Origin of the sequence: Streptomyces yaizuensis (assembly GCF_034961445.1) — a bacterium.
GTDB classification, from domain to species: Bacteria; Actinomycetota; Actinomycetes; order Streptomycetales; family Streptomycetaceae; genus Streptomyces; species Streptomyces yaizuensis.
The window spans coordinates 62459-79972 of the sequence record NZ_BSBI01000006.1 but is presented as its reverse complement, the minus strand read 5'-3'; the positions used below and the strand labels follow the sequence as shown (position 1 = coordinate 79972).

Annotated in this window: 16 protein-coding genes; 9 read left to right on the top strand and 7 right to left on the bottom strand. The window is 72.9% G+C overall.

Annotated features, from left to right (window positions below):
* The first annotated feature begins 291 nt into the window (after positions 1-291).
* Positions 292-1401 (top strand): magnesium and cobalt transport protein CorA, encoded by a 1110-nt coding sequence (locus SYYSPA8_RS16160; protein ID WP_323448145.1) that lies wholly within the window; start codon positions 292-294, stop codon positions 1399-1401.
* Positions 1402-1409: 8 nt separating this feature from the next.
* On the opposite strand, the gene SYYSPA8_RS16155 is transcribed toward SYYSPA8_RS16160, so the two are convergent.
* Positions 1410-1616, bottom strand: coding sequence for a hypothetical protein (locus SYYSPA8_RS16155; protein WP_323447878.1), 207 nt, complete (start codon positions 1614-1616; stop codon positions 1410-1412).
* Positions 1617-2185: 569 nt separating this feature from the next.
* Between SYYSPA8_RS16155 and SYYSPA8_RS16150 the strand changes: the two genes are divergently transcribed.
* Positions 2186-2377, top strand: a complete 192-nt coding sequence (locus tag SYYSPA8_RS16150; protein WP_323447877.1) for a hypothetical protein — start codon at positions 2186-2188, stop codon at positions 2375-2377.
* A gap of 273 nt (positions 2378-2650) precedes the next feature.
* Here the strand turns inward: SYYSPA8_RS16150 and SYYSPA8_RS16145 are convergent, their stop codons facing one another.
* A complete protein-coding gene (locus SYYSPA8_RS16145) occupies positions 2651-3478 on the bottom strand; it encodes a hypothetical protein (protein WP_323447876.1) in 828 nt (275 codons plus the stop codon).
* Positions 3479-3630: 152 nt separating this feature from the next.
* Between SYYSPA8_RS16145 and SYYSPA8_RS16140 the strand changes: the two genes are divergently transcribed.
* The 6 genes from SYYSPA8_RS16140 to SYYSPA8_RS16115 all read left to right on the top strand — a co-directional run bounded on the left by SYYSPA8_RS16140 (position 3631) and on the right by SYYSPA8_RS16115 (position 11513).
* Complete coding sequence (locus SYYSPA8_RS16140; protein WP_323447875.1) at positions 3631-4404, top strand: bestrophin-like domain; 774 nt, start codon at positions 3631-3633, stop codon at positions 4402-4404.
* 213 nt (positions 4405-4617) lie between these two features.
* Positions 4618-5781 (top strand): LLM class flavin-dependent oxidoreductase, encoded by a 1164-nt coding sequence (locus SYYSPA8_RS16135; protein WP_323447874.1) that lies wholly within the window; start codon positions 4618-4620, stop codon positions 5779-5781.
* Complete coding sequence (locus SYYSPA8_RS16130; protein ID WP_407706014.1) at positions 5778-6386, top strand: FMN reductase; 609 nt, start codon at positions 5778-5780, stop codon at positions 6384-6386. The genes SYYSPA8_RS16135 and SYYSPA8_RS16130 overlap by 4 nt, the downstream gene beginning before the upstream one ends.
* A gap of 145 nt (positions 6387-6531) precedes the next feature.
* Positions 6532-9675, top strand: coding sequence for an ATP-binding protein (locus SYYSPA8_RS16125; protein ID WP_323447872.1), 3144 nt, complete (start codon positions 6532-6534; stop codon positions 9673-9675).
* A 98-nt stretch (positions 9676-9773) separates the two neighbouring features.
* Positions 9774-11018 (top strand): helix-turn-helix domain-containing protein, encoded by a 1245-nt coding sequence (locus SYYSPA8_RS16120; protein ID WP_323447871.1) that lies wholly within the window; start codon positions 9774-9776, stop codon positions 11016-11018.
* Positions 11019-11381: 363 nt separating this feature from the next.
* Positions 11382-11513 (top strand): hypothetical protein, encoded by a 132-nt coding sequence (locus tag SYYSPA8_RS16115; RefSeq protein WP_323447870.1) that lies wholly within the window; start codon positions 11382-11384, stop codon positions 11511-11513.
* Between the two features lie 172 nt (positions 11514-11685).
* Here the strand turns inward: SYYSPA8_RS16115 and SYYSPA8_RS16110 are convergent, their stop codons facing one another.
* Positions 11686-12894, bottom strand: a complete 1209-nt coding sequence (locus SYYSPA8_RS16110; RefSeq protein WP_323447869.1) for a helix-turn-helix domain-containing protein — start codon at positions 12892-12894, stop codon at positions 11686-11688.
* A 162-nt stretch (positions 12895-13056) separates the two neighbouring features.
* On the opposite strand from SYYSPA8_RS16110, the gene SYYSPA8_RS16105 reads away from it, so the two are divergent.
* Positions 13057-13293 carry a hypothetical protein gene (locus SYYSPA8_RS16105; protein ID WP_323447868.1) on the top strand — a complete coding sequence of 79 codons (237 nt, stop codon included), beginning with the start codon at positions 13057-13059 and terminating at the stop codon, positions 13291-13293.
* A 111-nt stretch (positions 13294-13404) separates the two neighbouring features.
* On the opposite strand, the gene SYYSPA8_RS16100 is transcribed toward SYYSPA8_RS16105, so the two are convergent.
* The 4 genes from SYYSPA8_RS16100 to SYYSPA8_RS16085 all read right to left on the bottom strand — a co-directional run bounded on the left by SYYSPA8_RS16100 (position 13405) and on the right by SYYSPA8_RS16085 (position 17425).
* Positions 13405-14568, bottom strand: coding sequence for a MerR family transcriptional regulator (locus SYYSPA8_RS16100; protein ID WP_323447867.1), 1164 nt, complete (start codon positions 14566-14568; stop codon positions 13405-13407).
* 238 nt (positions 14569-14806) lie between these two features.
* The gene (locus SYYSPA8_RS16095) at positions 14807-15706 is read right to left on the bottom strand and encodes an ABC transporter permease (RefSeq protein ID WP_323447866.1); all 900 of its coding nucleotides are present in this window, start codon (positions 15704-15706) and stop codon (positions 14807-14809) included.
* Positions 15703-16719, bottom strand: a complete 1017-nt coding sequence (locus SYYSPA8_RS16090) for an ATP-binding cassette domain-containing protein (protein ID WP_323447865.1) — start codon at positions 16717-16719, stop codon at positions 15703-15705. The genes SYYSPA8_RS16095 and SYYSPA8_RS16090 overlap by 4 nt, the downstream gene beginning before the upstream one ends.
* Positions 16720-16855: 136 nt before the next feature.
* The gene (locus SYYSPA8_RS16085; protein WP_323447864.1) at positions 16856-17425 is read right to left on the bottom strand and encodes an NADPH-dependent FMN reductase; all 570 of its coding nucleotides are present in this window, start codon (positions 17423-17425) and stop codon (positions 16856-16858) included.
* Positions 17426-17514 lie beyond the last annotated feature (89 nt).

The following is a 17514-nucleotide window of genomic DNA, read 5'->3' as shown; positions in this document are numbered from 1 at the left end:
GGCCCGGCAGGGCACGGAGCGGAAGCGGGCACGAGGACGGCCGGCGGGAACGGTCGCGGGCCGCCACGGAACGGCACGGCTGCGCACGGCGCGTGGGATGAGGGTGATGATGACACAGGCGTGCGACAACGAGCACCGGTTATCCCGCGATATCGCCACGCTCATGCGGCAATACGTGTCAACCCGCTGTTTTCGGACCGTCCGCACACACGCGTTCCGGGCGTACGGGGCATGAGGCCCCGGTTCCCGGGGCATACCCCCCGGCAACCGAAGGAGCCTGCGCCCGTGCCGATGATCCGCCGACTGCGGCGAGCGATGCGCCGCGCGTACCGCCGACCGACGATCGACCTCAGCCACCCGTCCCGTTCCCCGCTCGGGAGTTCGGTCGTCAACTGCGTCGTGTACGAGGACGGGGTGCGCAAGCCCAGCGACGGCGACGCCCGGGAGGCCCTGCGCCAGGTGCGCAAGACGGGCCGGGGCTTCGTCTGGGTCGGGCTGCACGAGCCGACGGAGGCGGAGTTCGCGGTGTTCGCGTCGCTGTTCGGGCTGCACCCGCTCGCCGTCGAGGACGCCGTCCAGGCCCATCAGCGCCCCAAGGTGCAGCGGTACGAGCTGCGGGACGAACCGGGCCGGGTCGGCGGGGCGGTGCTCTTCACCGTCCTCAAGACCTGCCGTTACGCCGGGCACGAGAGCGCCGCGAGCGAGATCGTGGACACCGGGGAGGTGATGGTCTTCACCGGACCGGACTTCGTGATCACCGTCCGGCACGGGCGGCACGGCTCGCTCGGTCCGGTGCGGGAGGCGCTGGAGGAGCACCCGGAGCAGCTGGCGAAGGGCCCGGCGGCGGTGCTGCACGCCATCGCCGACCAGGTGGTGGACGCCTATCTCGCGGTCACGGACGCCGTGGAGTCCGATGTGGACGACGCCGAGAACGCGGTCTTCAGCGACAACGCCCGGCAGGCCGACGCCGGGCGCATCTATCTGCTCAAGCGGGAGCTGCTGGAGCTGAAGCGGGCGGTGGGCCCGCTGGAGCGGCCGATGCGGTCGCTGGCCACCTCGCCGCTGCCGCCCGTCGGCCCGGAGATACGCCCGTACTTCCGGGACGTCGCCGACCATGTGGCCCGGGTGAACGAGCAGATCGGTACGTACGACGCGCTGCTGGACTCGATCCTTCAGGCGCATCTCGCCCAGGTGACCGTCGCGCAGAACGAGGACATGCGCAGGATCACGGCCTGGGCGGCGATCATCGCCGTGCCGACCATGGTCTGCGGGGTGTACGGGATGAACTTTGACCATATGCCGGAGCTGCGCTGGACCTATGGCTATCCGCTGGTCATCGGGGTGATGGCGACGGCGTGCGCGCTGATCCACCGGAGCTTTCGGCGCAACGGCTGGCTCTGACGGGGCGGTCAGAGCAGGGTGACGGCGAGGCCGAGGGTCAGCAGGGCGATCAGGGCGCCGTAGAGCGCGAGGGCGAGGGAGCGCGCCTCGTCGGAGGGGTCGGTACGGCCGGCGCTGGACAGCCGCAGGGCCGAGGTGGCGAGCAGGGCGAGGGCGACCGCGCTGAGGGCGGTGAGCGCCGGGAACGGGAAGGCCGCGCGGAGGATTTCGGTCACCCGGCGAACGTCTCACGGGGGCCCGGGGGCCGCACCCGGGCGTACTCCGTCCCGAGTACGGCACGGACACCACGTACGCCGAGTAGGCCGAGTACATCCGGGTATGTCTGGTCATGTCCGAACGCAGGGGGGCGGTGTGACGGGCTGTCCCGGTGGGCCGGCGCGGCCGTACGGGGCAGGTGGCCGGTCCGCTTGTCGTACCGTGATCATCACCGGTGACGGAGCACCACAGAGAGCCTCGGGAACCGCACGGGCCGCACAGGCCACAGGGGATCAGGGAGAGCCCGCAGGACCGTCACCGCCGTCACCGCCGCCGGGTCGGCGGGAACAGCGAGAACCAGCCAGTACCGCGACCACGACCGCGACCACGACCACGACCACGAGGACCACCACCATCGACGGGTGCCCATGGGCGCCCGGGAGAGCCCGGGGAGGGGAGCGAGCTGTTCGAGCGTTCCGCACACGGCGGTGAACCGCCGCGCCGGCCCGGCCGCTCCCCGGGGGCCGGGGGCGGCGCGCACCCCTGCCGCGTCCAGTACGCGCCCCCGGCGGATCAGTCCCGCCGGGCGATGGGCACGCCGTTGCGCATCCGGTTCGACACCGCGATGCAGCGGCTCGCCGCCGATCCGTACGGACAGGAGTCGACGGCGATCCAGGGGGACCGCGACCGCCGGGAGGCGACGGTGGCCGGGGTGGCGGTGCGGTACTACGTGAGCGCGACCGTGCTGACCGTCTCGGTGGTCCGGGTCGTCTTCGTCTGAGCCGCCGGTGCCGCTGCCACCGCCGCGATACCGGCGGCTCAGCCACGGAATCCGGCCGTCGCACCGTGCCCGATCAGCCTCTTCTGCCGCACGTACAGGGCGAGTTGGGCCCATCGCGGGTACGGTGCGAGGGTGACGGAGCGGTCCGACCCGGTCCGAGGGCCCGGGCGGACCGCGCTGACACCGACGCGCGCACGCCGGACAACAGCGCACCGCACGCATGTCTTATTCACCTGTTCGAGTGAAAGTGCACCCATCTGGCCCAACTCCCGCCTACTGTGCACATGTGGTGGGATTTGAGCAGTTGAGCGTACTGGGCATCGTGGCGGTCCTGGGCTCATCCGGAGCGGGGGGCGCCGGCCCCGGGGACGAGCCGGTGCGGAGACCGGACCGGCCGCCCGTGGTGGCCACCGCCCCCGAGCGGGACGCGGCGGCGCGGCCGGCACCGACACCGGTGGCGGCTCCGGCGCCCGGGCCGACGGCTTCGGCGGCGCGGCAGTCCCGGCGGTCGTGGGAGCCGTTCCCGAGGAGTACGACGACCCGGGTTTCGGTGCCGGGGGTCGCGTGCGTCTGCGGGCGGGTCGCGCTCGACGGACCGCCCCGGCCGGTCCTGGTCCGGGTGTCGGTGGAGGTGCGGATCGGCGTGCACTGCCCGCCGCCGCGTACGCCGTGCACCTGTCCCACCCCGACACCGACCCCGACGCCGACGCCGTCTCCCACTCCCTCTCCCACGCCGTCGCCCACGCCCTCACCGACTCCGTCGCCCACGCCCTCGCCGACTCCGCCGCCCTCCCCGACGCCGTCCCCGACGCCGCCGGCGCCCTCGCCGTCCCCGCCGCGGACCCCGGCGCCGACGCCCGCGCCCCCGGTGTCCGCGCGGCCGCCCGCTCCGGTGGTCCCGCCGACGCCCCGCCCGGCACCCACCACGGCCCGTCCGGCGCCCCCCGCACCGTCCCCCTCCCCCTCCTCGTCACCTGCGCCTTCGCCACCACCACCGTCGGCCACGCCCACGAAGCGGTTCAGGGTCGTCCAGGCGGAGCGGCCCATGGCCCGGCCGCCGGAGGACGGGGGGATGCCGATGGTCTTCCGGGTGCTGCTCACGATCACCCCCGCCGTGGCGGCCGCCGTGGTGCTGCGGCCCCGCCGCCGCTGAGCCCCGACCCCGTACCGACGCCGTACCGACGCCGCCCTGGCACCGCCCCGGCGCCGAATCGATCCGCCCCGCCCGCCCCCGTACACCCAGGGAGTTCACGATGTCCGAATGGCTGGTCCTGGCCATCGCCATGGCCGCCGCCTGCGCGGTCGTCCTCGCCGTCCCGCTGCTCAGCCAGCGCAGACGCGGCGCCGGGCCGGAAGGCGGGGACGCCGAGGTGGAGACGCCCGACGTCCTGGAGTACATGACGATGATGGTCGGCGTCGTCTACGCGATCGTCCTCGGTCTGGCCATCGCGGGCGTCTGGGAGACCCGGGGCTCCGCCGAGGCCGATGTGCAGCGGGAGGCCCAGGCGCTGTACGAGATCTCGCAGCGGGCCGCCGTGCTGCCGCGCGAGGCCCGGGAGGAGCTGCGCGAGGACATCGACGCCTACGTCTCCCATGTGGTGCGCACCGAGTGGTCCCACATGATCGAGAACCAGGAGCTGACCTCGCGCGGCGACGAGCTGCTGACCGAGGTGCGCGAGGACATCGCGCTGCGGGCACCGCAGAGCGAGCTGGAGGCCCAGACGTACCAGCCGATGCTGGAACGGGTGGCGGTCGTCCAGGACGCGCGGACCACGCGGGCGGCGAACGCGGCCTCGACGCTCCCCGGCGTGGTCTGGTTCGGACTGATCATCGGCGCGCTGGTGACCGTGGGGCTGATCTTCACCATGCGGATGGGCAGAAGCTTCCGCGAGCTGCTGGTGGCGGGGGTCTTCAGTGCGCTGATCGCGTTCCTGCTCTTCCTGGTGTGGGACTTCGACGCGCCGTTCGGGCGGTCGGGGACGGACTCGGCGGAGATCTTCCAGGACCTCTTCCCGGGCGCCACCTGACACCTGACACCCGGCGCTCCGGCACCGGCTCTCGGCCCCCGGCCCCCGGCCCCCGACCCCCGACTCTCGGCCCCCGACCTCCCCGGTCGGGGGCTGATTCGTTCCCGATCAAGCCCGTGAGCTGGGACTTCCCCCATCGGAATAGCCAGATGGCCGCTCCCGTTGTAGAGTTTGGTTCAACATTCAACCAATCTCCTCCGAGAGGTGAGTCTCATGCAGTTCGGCATCTTCACCGTCGGCGACGTCACCACCGACCCGACCAACGGGCGTACGCCGAGCGAGCACGAGCGGATCAAGGCGACCCTGGCCATCGCGCAGAAGGCGGAGGAGGTCGGTCTCGACGTCTTCGCGACCGGCGAGCACCACAACCCGCCGTTCGTGCCGTCGTCCCCGACCACCCTGCTGGGACACATCGCGGCCCGGACCGAGAACCTGATCCTGTCCACCTCCACCACGCTGATCACCACCAACGACCCGGTGAAGATCGCCGAGGACTACGCCTATCTCCAGCACCTGGCCGACGGCCGGGTGGACCTGATGATGGGCCGGGGCAACACCGGACCGGTCTACCCCTGGTTCGGGCAGGACATCCGGCAGGGCATCCCGCTCGCCATCGAGAACTACGCGCTGCTGCGCAAGCTGTGGCGGGAGGACGTGGTGGACTGGGAGGGGAAGTTCCGTACCCCGCTCCAGGGCTTCACCTCGACCCCGCGCCCGCTGGACGGCGTGCCGCCGTTCGTCTGGCACGGCTCGATCCGCTCCCCGGAGATCGCGGAGCAGGCCGCCTACTACGGTGACGGCTTCTTCCACAACAACATCTTCTGGCCCATGGCCCACACCAAGAAGATGGTCGAGCTGTACCGGAAGCGGTACGCCCACTACGGCCACGGCAGCGCCGAGCAGGCCATCGTGGGTCTGGGCGGCCATGTGTTCATGCGCAGGAACTCGCAGGACGCGATACGGGAGTTCCGTCCGTACTTCGACAACGCGCCGGTCTACGGCCACGGTCCGTCGCTGGAGGAGTTCAGCTCGCAGACCCCTCTGACCGTCGGCACGCCGGAGCAGGTCATCGAGCGGACGCTCACCTTCCGTGAGGCCGTCGGCGACTACCAGCGCCAGCTGTTCCTGGTCGACCACGCGGGCCTGCCGCTGAAGACCGTCCTGGAGCAGATCGAACTCCTCGGCGAGGAGGTCGTCCCGGTGCTGCGCAAGGAGTTCGAGAGCCTGCGGCCCGCCGGAGTGCCGGCGACCGCGCCGCTCCACCCGGCCGTCGCCGCGCGGATGGCGGCCGCCGAGCCGGAGCTGCGCGCCATGACAGCCCCTACGACCGAGCAGACCGAGCAGGCCGAGCAGACCCAGCAGACCCAGGAGGCATGACGATGACCACGCTGAAGCTGGTGGCGGTCTCCGCCGGACTGAGCGTCCCCTCGTCCACGCGGCTGTTGGCCGACCGGCTGACCGAGGCCGTGCGCGGCTCGCTCGCCGGGTCGGGCCGGGAGGTCGAGGTCCGCGTGGTGGAGCTGCGCGAGCTGGCCGTGCCGATCGCCAACCACCTGGTGACGGGGTTCCCTTCGCCGGAACTCGGCGAGGCGATCGAGGCGGTCACCGAGGCCGACGCGCTGATCGCGGTCACGCCGGTCTTCACGGCGTCGTACAGCGGGCTGTTCAAGTCGTTCTTCGACCTGGTCGACCCGGACGCGCTGACCGGGAAGCCGGTGCTCGTGGGGGCGACCGGCGGCACGGCCCGTCACTCGCTGGTGCTGGAGCACGCGCTGCGGCCGCTGTTCGTGTATCTGCGGGCCGTGGTCGCGCCGACGGCGGTGTACGCGGCGTCGGAGGACTGGGGCGGCTCGGGCGATCCGATGACGGACACGCTGCCGGTACGGATCGAGCGGGCGGGCCGGCAGCTGGCGGCGCTGATGGAGGCGGCCGGGGAGCGCCGGCGGGCGGACGAGGTCCCGGTGCTCTCGTTCCCGTCCTGAATCCCGGTCAGGGGCCCGGCGGAGCGCCGGGCCCCTGACCGCTGACTGCCGTATGCCGACCGGTTCGGTGTTGCCGCGCAGGTCGGCGGGGGTACGGGGAAAACCTACGGGGGCGTTGTCAGTGGCACCTCGTAGGGTGCGGGACATGAACCCTGCACTCATCGGCCGCGACCACCCGGCAGGCGTTCTGCGCGGGGAGGTGGACCGGGTCCTGGCGAGCCACGGCGGGCTGGTCCTGGTCACCGGCGAGGCGGGGATCGGGAAGAGCACGCTGGTCACCGAGGCGGCCGACGAGGCGCGGCGGCGCGGGGCGCTGGTGCTGGGGGGCTCCTGCTGGGATTCGGACAGCGCGCCCGGGTACTGGCCGTGGGTGCAGGTGATGCGAGGGCTGCGGAGGGCCGTCGGCGACGGGGAGTGGGCCGAGGCCGAGCGGGCGGCGGGCGGCCGGATCGGGGTGCTGCTGGGCGAGCGGCCCGCGCCGGACGGGACGACCGGGGACGGGGTCCCGGCGGACGGGGCGGAGAGCTTCGCGCTGTACGACGCGGTGACGACCGCCCTGGTCACCGCCTCGCAGGACCGCCCGGTGGTGGTGGTCCTGGAGGATCTGCACTGGTCCGACCCGGCGTCGCTGCGACTGCTGGAATTCGCCGCGCAGCACGCGTGGTTCGAGCGGCTGCTGCTCATCGGGACGTACCGGGACGTGGAGGTGGAGACCGCCGACCACCCGCTGCGACCGCTGGTCCTGGCGCTGGGGGCGCGCGCCGGGACGGCGCTGACCCTGACCGGTCTCGCGCCGGACGAGGTGGGCGCGCTGATCGCGCTGACCGGGGGCGTCGAGCCCGATCCGGCCCTGGTCGCGGAGGTGCACCGGCGCACCGGCGGCAATCCCTTCTTCGTGGAGCAGACCGTGCGCATCTGGCGCGGCGGCAGCCCGGTCAGCACGGTCGCGCCGGGGGTGTCGGAGGCCGTCAGACGGCGGCTGTCGCTGCTGCCGGACGAGGTGGGTCGGCTGCTGGAGACGGCGGCCGTGCTGGGCCGCGAGTTCCACCGCCAGGTGCTGGCGGCGGCGGTGGCCGCACCGGTGCCGCATGTGGAGCGGCTGATCGAGCGGGCGGTGGCGGCCCGGCTGGTCACGGTCGGCACCTGCGGCGGGTACGCGTTCGTCCACGACCTCGTGCGCGAGACCCTGTACGACACGCTCGACGAGCGGCGGCGCCGGGCGCTGCACGCGGCCGTGGTGCACGCGCTGGACGGGGCGGCGGGGTCGGCGGCGCTGCGCGAGCGGATCGTCCCCGCCGATCTGGCCCGCCACGCCCATCTCGCGGGGGACGATCTGGAGCGGACCCGCCGGGTGGAGCTGCTGACCGCCGCCGGGCGGGACGCGACCGGCCGGCTGGCGGGCGAGGAGGCCGAGATCCACTTCCGGCGGGCGATCGAGGCGGCGGGCGAGGACCACCACCGGGCCGCCCTGATCTGTCTCGACCTCGCGAGCACGCTGTGGCACATCACCGACGCCGAGGGGTCCTGGCGGGCCTTCGAGCAGGCCCTCGACCTGGCCCGGGAGGCCGGGGATCCGGCGCTGCTGGCGCAGGTGGCGATCCGGCTCCACCAGTACGAGCACACCGCGCTGCCCGAGGGGAGGAGCGCCGCGCTGCTGCGGGACGCGTACCGCACCCTGATCAGCGGCGGCGGCGCGGACATCAGCGGACTGAGCCCCCAGCGGATGGCGAAGGACCTCGCGGAGGCGACCACGACCCTCGCGCGGGACGGCGGGGACGACGAGGGTCTGGCGTTCTCCCTGTGGGCCCAGCACGACGCGATATGGGGCCTGGGGACGGCACCGGAGCGGCTGGAGCTGACCACCGAGATGATCGAGGTCGCCCGGCGCACGGGGAATGTGCAGTTGAAGCTGCACGCCACCAGCATGCGCTGGGTGACGATGCTGGAGCTGGGCGATCCGCGCTACCGGGAGCAGCTGCGCGGCTTCGTCACGGAGGCCGGGCATGCGGGGCAGCGCCAGTACGAGCTGTCGGTCCTCATCGACAGCGCGCTGGTCGCGGCGGTCCAGGGCCGGTTCGGCGAGGCGGAGGAGCTGCTGGGGAAGGTGGAGCACGGGGAGCCGCGGGAGGTTCCGTACGGGTTCGTGCGCGGCCATCTGTGGTGGACGCTGGCGCTGCTGCGGGGCCGGTTCGACGAGGCGCGGGCGCAGGTGGTGCGGATGGAGGAGGCGGGGCACCCCTTCCCGGTGCTGTCGGCGGCGCTGACGGCGGTCGAGAGCGGTGACGCGGCGGGCGCCCGGCTGCTGCTGCGGGAGCTGCCCGCCGAACTGCCCCGGGTCTTCGGCCCGCTGAGGCTGCGGCTGCGCGCGCAGATCGCGGCGGCGACGGGCGACCGGGAGGCGATCGACGCGGTCCTCGCGGAGCTGACGCCGCACGCGGGGCAGTGGGTGGTCTCGATGTACGGCTGCGACATCGGCGGCCCGGTCGACCTCTGGCGGGGCCTGCTGCACGCGGCGCGCGGCGACCTGCCGGCGGCGGTGTCCGCGCTGACGGCGGCCGCCGAGTCGGCGGACCTCCTGCGGGCCCGCGCCTGGTCGGTCCGGGCCCGCACCGAGCTGCTGACCCTGCCGGGCGGGGATCCGGCGGCCCTGGCGGCGGTGCGCGAGGAGGCGGAGCGGCTGGGGATGACCCTCCTGCCGGCCCGCCCGGCCGTCCGGCCGCCGGTGGCGGAGTGCGCGCCGGAGCATCCGTCCTTCCGCCGCGAGGGCGCGGTGTGGTCGCTCGTCTTCGACGGCCGGTCCGTCCACATGCCCGACGCGAAGGGCCTGCGGGACCTGCACACGCTGCTCTCCCGCCCCGGGGACGACCTGCCGGCCGTGGCCCTGCTCTCCCCCGAGGGCGGCGCGGCGGTACTGGCGGCCCGGGGCCTGGGCGGCGACCCGGTCCTGGACGAGGAGGCGAAGTCGAGCTACCGCCGCCGCCTGGCCCACCTGGACGAGGAACTGGACCGCTCGGCGTCCCGGGGCGACGACTCCCGCACGGCCGACCTCTCCCGCGAACGCGCCACCCTCCTGGACGAGTTGCGCCGGGCGGCGGGCCTGGGCGGCCGCCCCCGCCGCCTGGGCGACGAGGCGGAACGCGCCCGCAAGACGGTGACGGCCCGCATCCGCGACACGTTCCGCAAGCTGGACACGCTCCATCCGGAGCTGGCGGCGCATCTGCGGGAGGCGGTGACGACGGGGGCGCACTGTGCGTACCGGCCGGGGGAGGCGGTGGGCTGGCGGCTCTGACCCGTACTCCCATCGGGCCGCCACGCTGCCCGGGGCGGGGTCGCCGGGCGTACGCTCGAATGACGGCTACCACATGTCAGGGAGCAACGATGAGGGACATGTCCCAGGACCTTCCGGAACTGCCCGAGGAACTGACAACAGGTGAGCGCATCCGCGTCCTCCGTGAACGCCGGGGAATGAGCCGGGCCGTCCTGGCGGGGCTGGTCGGCAGATCACCCGATTGGCTGAAGAAGATCGAGACCGGTGCCCGGGAACTCCGGTCGATCACCCATCTGGTGCATCTGGCCCAGGCGTTGAGGATTTCCGACGTGTCCCGGCTGACAGGTGGGGACCTCGCCGTTCCCGTCGACTCCGTGGGGAAGTTGTCCCACTCCTGCGTCCCCGCGATCAGGACCGCCATGCACGCGGTGTCGGTCGTGCGGTCGGATCGCGCCCCCGAATCCCCGGTCGTGCTGAGGGGCCGGGTGGACGCGGCATGGCGGCTCTGGCACCGCAGCAGGCATCAGCGGACGGAGGTCGGCGCGCTGCTGCCGGAGCTGATCCGAGACGCGCACCTGTGCCTACGGGCCCACGAGGGATCCGAACGCCGGTCCGCGCACGCGACAACGGCCGATCTGTACCGGCTCGTACAGCGGCTGCTCGCGCACATCTGCGAGCCGGAGCTGTACTGGGTCGCGCTCGACCGTGGCCGGGCCCACAGCGAGGAGGCCGACGATCCCGTGAGCCTGGCGCTGGCGGCTTGGTCGACAGCGATCGGGCAGCGCGCGGCGGGCTACGGCGAGGAAGCGGTACGGACGGACGAGAGCGGCATGGAGCTGCTGCGTGCCCGCCTCGCCGACGGGGACACCGACGCCGATGTCCTGGGCGTGTACGGCGCGTTGAATCTCCAGGCCGCCATCTCCTGCGGTCTGGACGGCCGTGCCGGTGAGGCCGAGCGCTATCTCGCGGAGGCGGACCGGACGGCGGCCCGGCTGCCGGCCGGGTACACGCACACACCGTCGGCGTTCGACGCAGCCAATGTGGCGATCCACGGCGTGAGCGTCGGCGTCGGGCTGCTGACACCGGGGGAGGCGCTGCGGCGGGCGGAGTCGATCGACCCGGCGTCGGTGGGGTCCCTGGAGCGACGTTCCCGGCTGCTCCTGGACATCGCGGCCGGTCACGCGCAGAAGCAGGAGACCGTGGCGGCGCTGCACTATCTGGGGCACGCCTTCCGGGTGACGCCGGAGGGCATCCGCTACGTCCCCATGGCGCGGGGCCTCGCGGCCGAACTGGCCCGTACGGCAAACGGCCCACTCCGGGCCGAGGCCGTCTCGCTCGCGGAGTCCATCGGCGTGGCCGCGTAATCCGATCGGGCGGGGGGACAGCGCGTCCCCCTTCCCGAGGGCAAGGGCACCTAGCTTTTCTCCCACCCCGCCGAAGGGACGGAGAGGAATGCCATGGAGCCTGCCCGGACGACCTGGGGACCGGCACCGCGCCCTGCCGCCGGTCCCCACCGGGGGCCACGATGATCGAGCGTCGGCCCCGGCTTCACCGGAGCACCGGACTCAATCCGCTGGATTTCGGTCCGTGCCGCTGTCCCCGCCCCGATTGCCCGCTCAAAGCCCCCCGCGAACCCCTGCGGGAAAGCACTCTGCCCACGCTGGAACGCCTCCGCGCGGAAATTCAGGCGGACCTCGAACGGCGCCGGAAATTCGGGACGTGGGGCCGTGACGGATTCTGAGCGCGGCCGCCGCCGCTTACCCGTGTGGCTGCCCTGGCTGCCGGGGTCCTGCCTTCTGACCCTGACCTGTCTGTCGTCCATAGGACTGCTCGGCGCGGGCATAGCCGAACAACTCTGACCAACAAAGACGGCCGTCCGTCGCAGGACCGCCCGATCAGGTGCGACCACGCCTCCGCACCCCGGGCACGCGACGGACGGCACCCCGGCCTGCCCCTGCCCGGGCCAGGCCGGGGAACAGGTGGGGCCCCGGCTGCCGACCCCGCACCCGGCCACCGGGGCCCCACCACCGATTACAGGCTCATCCCGGCCAGCCTGGCGAGCCGGACCAACTCGGGGTTGCTTCTGCGGTGCAGCGAGGAGACGACACGAAGCGTTTCCCGGAACCAGGGGTCGATACAGGCGATCTGCGGCGCCGCGTCACACGCGATGGCCAGGTTCCGCAGCGCCATGTCCAGTTCCCCCAGGTCGAGCTGGGCCCGGGCCATGCTGACGTGGGTCGGCGCCACCCGGGTCGCCGGCAGTCCGTCGAGCGCGGCGGGGAGCATGTCCACGAGCGCCATGGCCTCCTGTGGCCTGCCCAGATCCACATAGGTGGCCAGTCGGTGCAGGACGGTGTTCTGCGGCCCGGCCGTCAGCCCGAGCACCGTGCTGTCCCGGCTACCGAGCCCGTCGGCGACGGCCATGGCGGACCGGATGTGCCGATCGGCCTCCCGTCCGGCCTCTTCTCTGTCGGGCAGCCGGCCGGCCAGCGTCATGCCCCGGAGATTGAGGATGCACACGGCCAGGTCCCGTTCCGTGCCGCTGAGATCCCGTTGCGCCTCGGCGATCGCGCGGTCCACGACATCGAGCCCTCGCCCGGCATCCCCGAAGTTGAGATAGGTCCCGGCCCGGTCCCGCGCGGCGACGGCCGCCGCCATCGGCGTGGGCCGCTGCTCGACGGCCCACCGCTGCCGGGTCACCGCCAGCTCCGCCAGGTCCGTCCACCGGTACCGGGCGGCGAGCCAGTAGACGGTGCTGTAGACCTCGGAGAGATCGGACCACGCCGTGGCCGTGTTGACGGTGTGCGCGTGCGCGGTGGCACCCCGGAGCAAGGTCGGAAGAACTCCCAGCAGCCGGGAGACATCGAACTTCCTCCGGTACCGGCGCGCGGTGGCCAGGTCGTCGCCGAACCGCCCCTCCGCAGCAGCCCCGGTCTCCGGCAGGTCGTAGTCGCGAAGCGCCGCCCGCAGTTCCGTGAGCGCCCGCGCCTCGTTCTTCGCGACGGTGGCCTTCCCCAGCACGTCGGACATACCGAGCCCCATCGCCCACCCCACGGAGGCCGCGACAGACGGCGTCAGCACCCGGTTGCCCGCCTCGATCGCCGACAGCAGCGAGAGGGGGATGCCCGCCCTTCCCGCCAGTCGCGACCGGGTCAGACCGTGTGCCTTCCGGATCACCGCCAGGTGCTCACCCGGCGCGAGTTCCGTCGTGGTCCCCGGGTCCTCTTCCGCAGCGCCCACGTCTGCCCTCCTCACGGAGTCGTCGCCGGTCCCAGGATGACGGAACGGGCGACCGCCGGTCATCGCTTCTGCCCGGAACAGGACAGCGAGCGTACGCTCGAATGACTGGTACCACATGTCGGGGAGGCGCTGCGGCGGGCCGAGTCGATCGACCCGGCGTCGGTGGGGTCCCTGGAGCGACGTTCCCGGCTGCTCCTGGACATCGCGGCCGGTCACGCGCAGAAGCAGGAGACCGTGGCGGCGCTGCACTATCTGGGGCACGCCTTCCGGGTGACGCCGGAGGGCATCCGCTACGTCCCCATGGCGCGGGGCCTCGCGGCCGAACTGGCCCGTACGGCAAACGGCCCACTCCGGGCCGAGGCCGTCTCGCTCGCGGAGTCCATCGGCGTGGCCGCGTAATCCGATCGGGCAGGGGGACAGCGCGTCCCCCTTCCCGCCCCGGACGGCCGGGGGAACAGGTGGGGCCCCGGCCGCCGACCCCGCACCCGGCCGCCGGGGCCCCGCCACCGATCAGAGCGCCGCGTGAAGCGCCTTCGGCGCCGGCGCGTCCGGCGCCGCCGACACGTCCGCGACGACGCACGCGATGTTGTCGGGCGCGCCCGCCTCGTGGGCGAGGGCGATCAGGGCGTCCACCGCCGCGTCGGGGTCGGTCGCCCCGGTCAGGGTGGAGCGGATGGCGGCGTCCGGGACGGTCGTGAAGAGGCCGTCCGAGCAGAGGAGGTAGCGGTCGCCCGCGCGGGCCTCGTGGAGCCGCAGGTCGGGCTGGGTCGGGTGGTCCGTGGCGCCGTGCAGGGCCCGCAGCAGCAGCGTCCGCTGCGGGTGGGTGGCCGCCTCCGCCTCCGTGAGGGTGCCCGCGTCGATCATCGACTGGACCACGGTGTGGTCGTGGGTGATCCGGAAGAGCCCGCCGTCGCGGAGCAGATACGCCCGGCTGTCCCCGATGTGGACGAGAGCCAGCCGGGACCCCGTCCACACCATCGCGGTCAGGGTCGTCCCCGATGCGGGGGAGTCCGTCAGGTCGCCGATCGCGGTGTTCGCGCGGTGGACCGCGTCCTCCAGGGCGTTGAGCAGGTCGCCCGCGCGGAGGCCGTCCGGCGTGCCGGAGGCGGGGCGGGCGGCCGGGCCGGTGTCCAGTTCCCGCAGCGCGGCGATCGCGGCCGCGCCCGCCGGGCCGCCGTCGGTGCCGAAGCCGTCGGCGACCGCGAGGAGCCGGCCGCCCGCGAGGGCGGTGTCCTGGTCGGTCTCGCGGACCAGCCCCCGGTCGGTGCGGGCGGCATGGCGGATGATCAAGGTGGTCGGGTTGGTCATAGGTGGTGTCTCCTCGTCCGGTCGGGCCAGCTGATCGGCGAGGAAGAGGGCCAGGTCCCGGCGGGCGGCGGTCTCGGACTCGACCCCTGCCCAGTAGGCCCGTACGGCCCGTGCGGCGGCGGCCGGATCCGTACCGTACAGATCGCAGACCCCCCGGACCCCGGCCAGCGGCATCCCGATCCGCCGCAGCCAGACCACCAGACGGGCCCGTTCCACCTGGGACTCGTCGTAGTACCGGTAGCCGGTGAACGGGTCCACGCTCGCCGGGGGCAGCAACCCCAGCTCGTCGTAGCGGCGCAGGGCCTTCGCCGAGAGCCGGGACAGCCGGGAGAACGCCCCGATGGTCAAGCGGGTCCGCCGGGTCATGGGCTCCTCCTCGCGCTCCTCGCGCCGGGTGCGGTGGTCCGACCCGGCGGAACCGATGCTGGTCCTTCCCCGCACGGGAAGGTCAACGGGCCGAGACGGGGCAACGGGTCAACGGGACAACGGGACAACGGGACAACGGGCCATGGTGACCGACGGCCGGGCCCGGACATGGCGGCGGGCCCCCCGGTACACACCGTGGAGGCCCGCCGCCGTCCCGCACCCCCGTGACGGGACGGCGTCACTTGCGGTTGTACAGCCGCATGGTCAGCGCGCCGAAGACCACCAGGAAGAAGCCGGACCACCCCAGCGACCAGGCGATGTCGGCGGCCGGCCACTCGCCCGCCATCAGCTCCCGTACCGCCGTCGAGACATGCGTCACCGGGCTGTTGTTGACGAAGGCCTGGAGCCAGCCCGGCATGGTCTTCGGGTCGACGAAGACATTGCTGAGGAAGGTCAGCGGGAAGATCACCATCATGCTCACGCCCATGACCGACTTCTCGGTGCGCAGGAGCAGACCGAACATGGTCCACACCCAGGAGAAGGAGAAGGCGAAGACGATGAGCAGGGCCACCCCGAGCAGCACGCCCAGCGGGCCGCCGTCCGGCCGGAAGCCGATGACCATACCGACAGCGATCATCACGACCGAGGCCAGCAGATAGCGGGCCACGTCGCCGAGGAGATAGCCGACCATCGGCGCCGGCCGCCAGATCGGCAGGGTGCGGAAGCGGTCGAAGACGCCCTTGGTGATGTCCGTGTTGACCGCGATGCCCGTGTACATCGTGATCATGACGATGCTCATGGTGAGGATGCCGGGCAGCAGGTACTGGATGTACTCGCTGGTCGAGCCCGCCAGCGCCCCTCCGAAGAGGTACGTGTACATCAGCACCAGCATGATCGGGAACGCCGTCACGTCGAACAGCTGCTCCGGCACATGCTTGATCTTCAGCATGGCCCGCCACCCGAAGGTGATCGACGCGGAGAGCGCGGACGGCGGGGGCGGCTGCTCCCTGCTGTCGACCAGCAGGGCCGCCAGCTCCGCCGACTTGGGGTCGGCCAGACCGAGATCGTCGGTGTCCCGCGCCTTCCCTGCCGTCCCGGTGACGGTCTCGGCGGGCTGGGTGTTGGTCGCGGTGCTCATGCTGCCGCCGTCCCCTTCGCATCGGAAGTCGTGGTCGTGGTCGCGGTCGCGGTACTGGTGCGGTCGGTGAGGGCGAGGAAGACCTCGTCCAGGCTGGGCTGCCCCAGCGAGAAGTTGTCCACGGTGATCCCGGCGCCCGCCAGCTCGGACAGGGCCCGCGCGGCCTCCTCGGCCGCCCCCCGCTCACTGCCGTGCCCGCTGACCCGCGCGGTCAGCGCGACCGGGTCGGACTCGGGCTGCACCTCGGTGCCGAGCACCCGGGCCAGCACCCGCTGCGCGTCGGGCCGCTGCCCGGCGTCCCGCAGCCGCAGATGGACCGTGCCGGGGCCGACGGACGCCTTCAGCTCGCCCTTGGTCCCCTCGGCGATCACCCGGCCCTGGTCGATCACGGCGATACGGGCCGCGAGCTGATCGGCCTCGTCCAGGTACTGCGTGGTCAGCAGCACGGTGGTGCCGTGGGCGACGACCGTGCGGACGATGTCCCAGACCTGGTTGCGGCTGCGCGGGTCGAGCCCGGTGGTCGGCTCGTCGAGGAAGAGCAGGTCCGGGGTGTTGAGGATGGACGCGGCGATGTCGATACGGCGCCGCATGCCGCCCGAGTAGTTCTTCACCTGGCGGGCGGCGGCGTCCGTCAGCCCGAAGGCGTCCAGCATCGCTTCCGAGCGCTTGCGGGCGGCCGCCGGGGTGTAGCCGAGCAGCCGGGCGAGCAGGACCAGGTTCTCCGTGCCGGTCAGGTCCTCGTCCACCGAGGCGTACTGCCCGGTGAGACTGACCCGTCGGCGCACCGCGTCGGCGTGGGTGCGCACGTCCTTGCCGAAGACACGGGCCTCGCCGCCGTCCGGCCGCAGCAGGGTGGCGAGCATCTTGACCGTCGTGGTCTTGCCGGCGCCGTTCGGGCCGAGGACGCCGTAGACCATGCCGGCGGGCACCGCGAGGTCGACGCCGTCGACGGCCCGCTTCTCGCCGAAGACCTTCACCAGGCCCCGGGTCTCGATGGCGAGCTGTGTACTCATAAACAGATTCCTTCGAACAGAATTTCGATATTCAGGGAATTCATCGGCGGGGCGCGGAAGCGCCCGGACGGTGGCGGCCAGGAAGCGATCGGGAGGCGATCGGGAGAGACGAGGTCAGGAGGCGGTCAGGAGGCGGTCAGGAGAGATAGGGCCGGGCGGCGCGGGCCTCCCGCAGGGCCAGCCCCCACCAGGCCAGCTGCCCCAGCATGCGCTGCGCCGCACGCTCCCCGTCCGCCCAGCCCTCCTCCAGGAGGTCGAGCGCGACGCCGTTGCGCAGGGTCACGGTGTGAAGTTCGGTGAAGACCGTCCGCAGCTGCTCCACCGCGTACAGCCCCCGCGAGCCATGGCCGTAGCTGACGAAGCCGACCGGCTTGGCGTGCCACTCGTCGTAGGCGTAGTCGATGGCCTGCTTGAGCGACGCGGGAAAGGAGCGATTGTACTCGGGTGTTACGACCACAAATGCCTCGGCTTTATCGATACGTTCCGAAAAGTCGCGCATGGGGTCTGTGGCCCGCTCCGGGTAGCGGGCGGGAAAGTCGTAGCCGGCCAGGTCGATCACGGACAGCCCCAGATCGCCACGGAGCCCGGCCCGCCGGGCGAACCAGTGCCCCGCGGTCGCGCCGAGCCGCCCCTCGCGGGTGCTCCCGATGATGACGGCGACCCGCAGCGGGGGCACGGCCCCGCTGTCCGTCCCCTCCCGCAGCACCGCCCTTCCCCCTTCCGTCCACCGTGACTGCCGTCACCGTCGTCATCCCTGTCATGAGGTAGGCGCGAGACGGCGGCGCGCGGCCGCCA

Bases quoted from the DNA above. Each gene is read 5' to 3' on its own strand.
- SYYSPA8_RS16160 (WP_323448145.1), top strand. From the start codon at position 292: ATGATCCGCCGACTGCGGCGAGCGATGCGCCGCGCGTACCGCCGACCG.
- SYYSPA8_RS16150 (WP_323447877.1), top strand. From the start codon at position 2,186: ATGGGCACGCCGTTGCGCATCCGGTTCGACACCGCGATGCAGCGGCTC.
- SYYSPA8_RS16140 (WP_323447875.1), top strand. From the start codon at position 3,631: ATGTCCGAATGGCTGGTCCTGGCCATCGCCATGGCCGCCGCCTGCGCG.
- SYYSPA8_RS16135 (WP_323447874.1), top strand. From the start codon at position 4,618: ATGCAGTTCGGCATCTTCACCGTCGGCGACGTCACCACCGACCCGACC.
- SYYSPA8_RS16130 (WP_407706014.1), top strand. From the start codon at position 5,778: ATGACGATGACCACGCTGAAGCTGGTGGCGGTCTCCGCCGGACTGAGC.
- SYYSPA8_RS16125 (WP_323447872.1), top strand. From the start codon at position 6,532: ATGAACCCTGCACTCATCGGCCGCGACCACCCGGCAGGCGTTCTGCGC.
- SYYSPA8_RS16120 (WP_323447871.1), top strand. From the start codon at position 9,774: ATGTCCCAGGACCTTCCGGAACTGCCCGAGGAACTGACAACAGGTGAG.
- SYYSPA8_RS16100 (WP_323447867.1), bottom strand. From the start codon at position 14,568: ATGACCCGGCGGACCCGCTTGACCATCGGGGCGTTCTCCCGGCTGTCC.
- SYYSPA8_RS16095 (WP_323447866.1), bottom strand. From the start codon at position 15,706: ATGAGCACCGCGACCAACACCCAGCCCGCCGAGACCGTCACCGGGACG.
- SYYSPA8_RS16090 (WP_323447865.1), bottom strand. From the start codon at position 16,719: ATGAGTACACAGCTCGCCATCGAGACCCGGGGCCTGGTGAAGGTCTTC.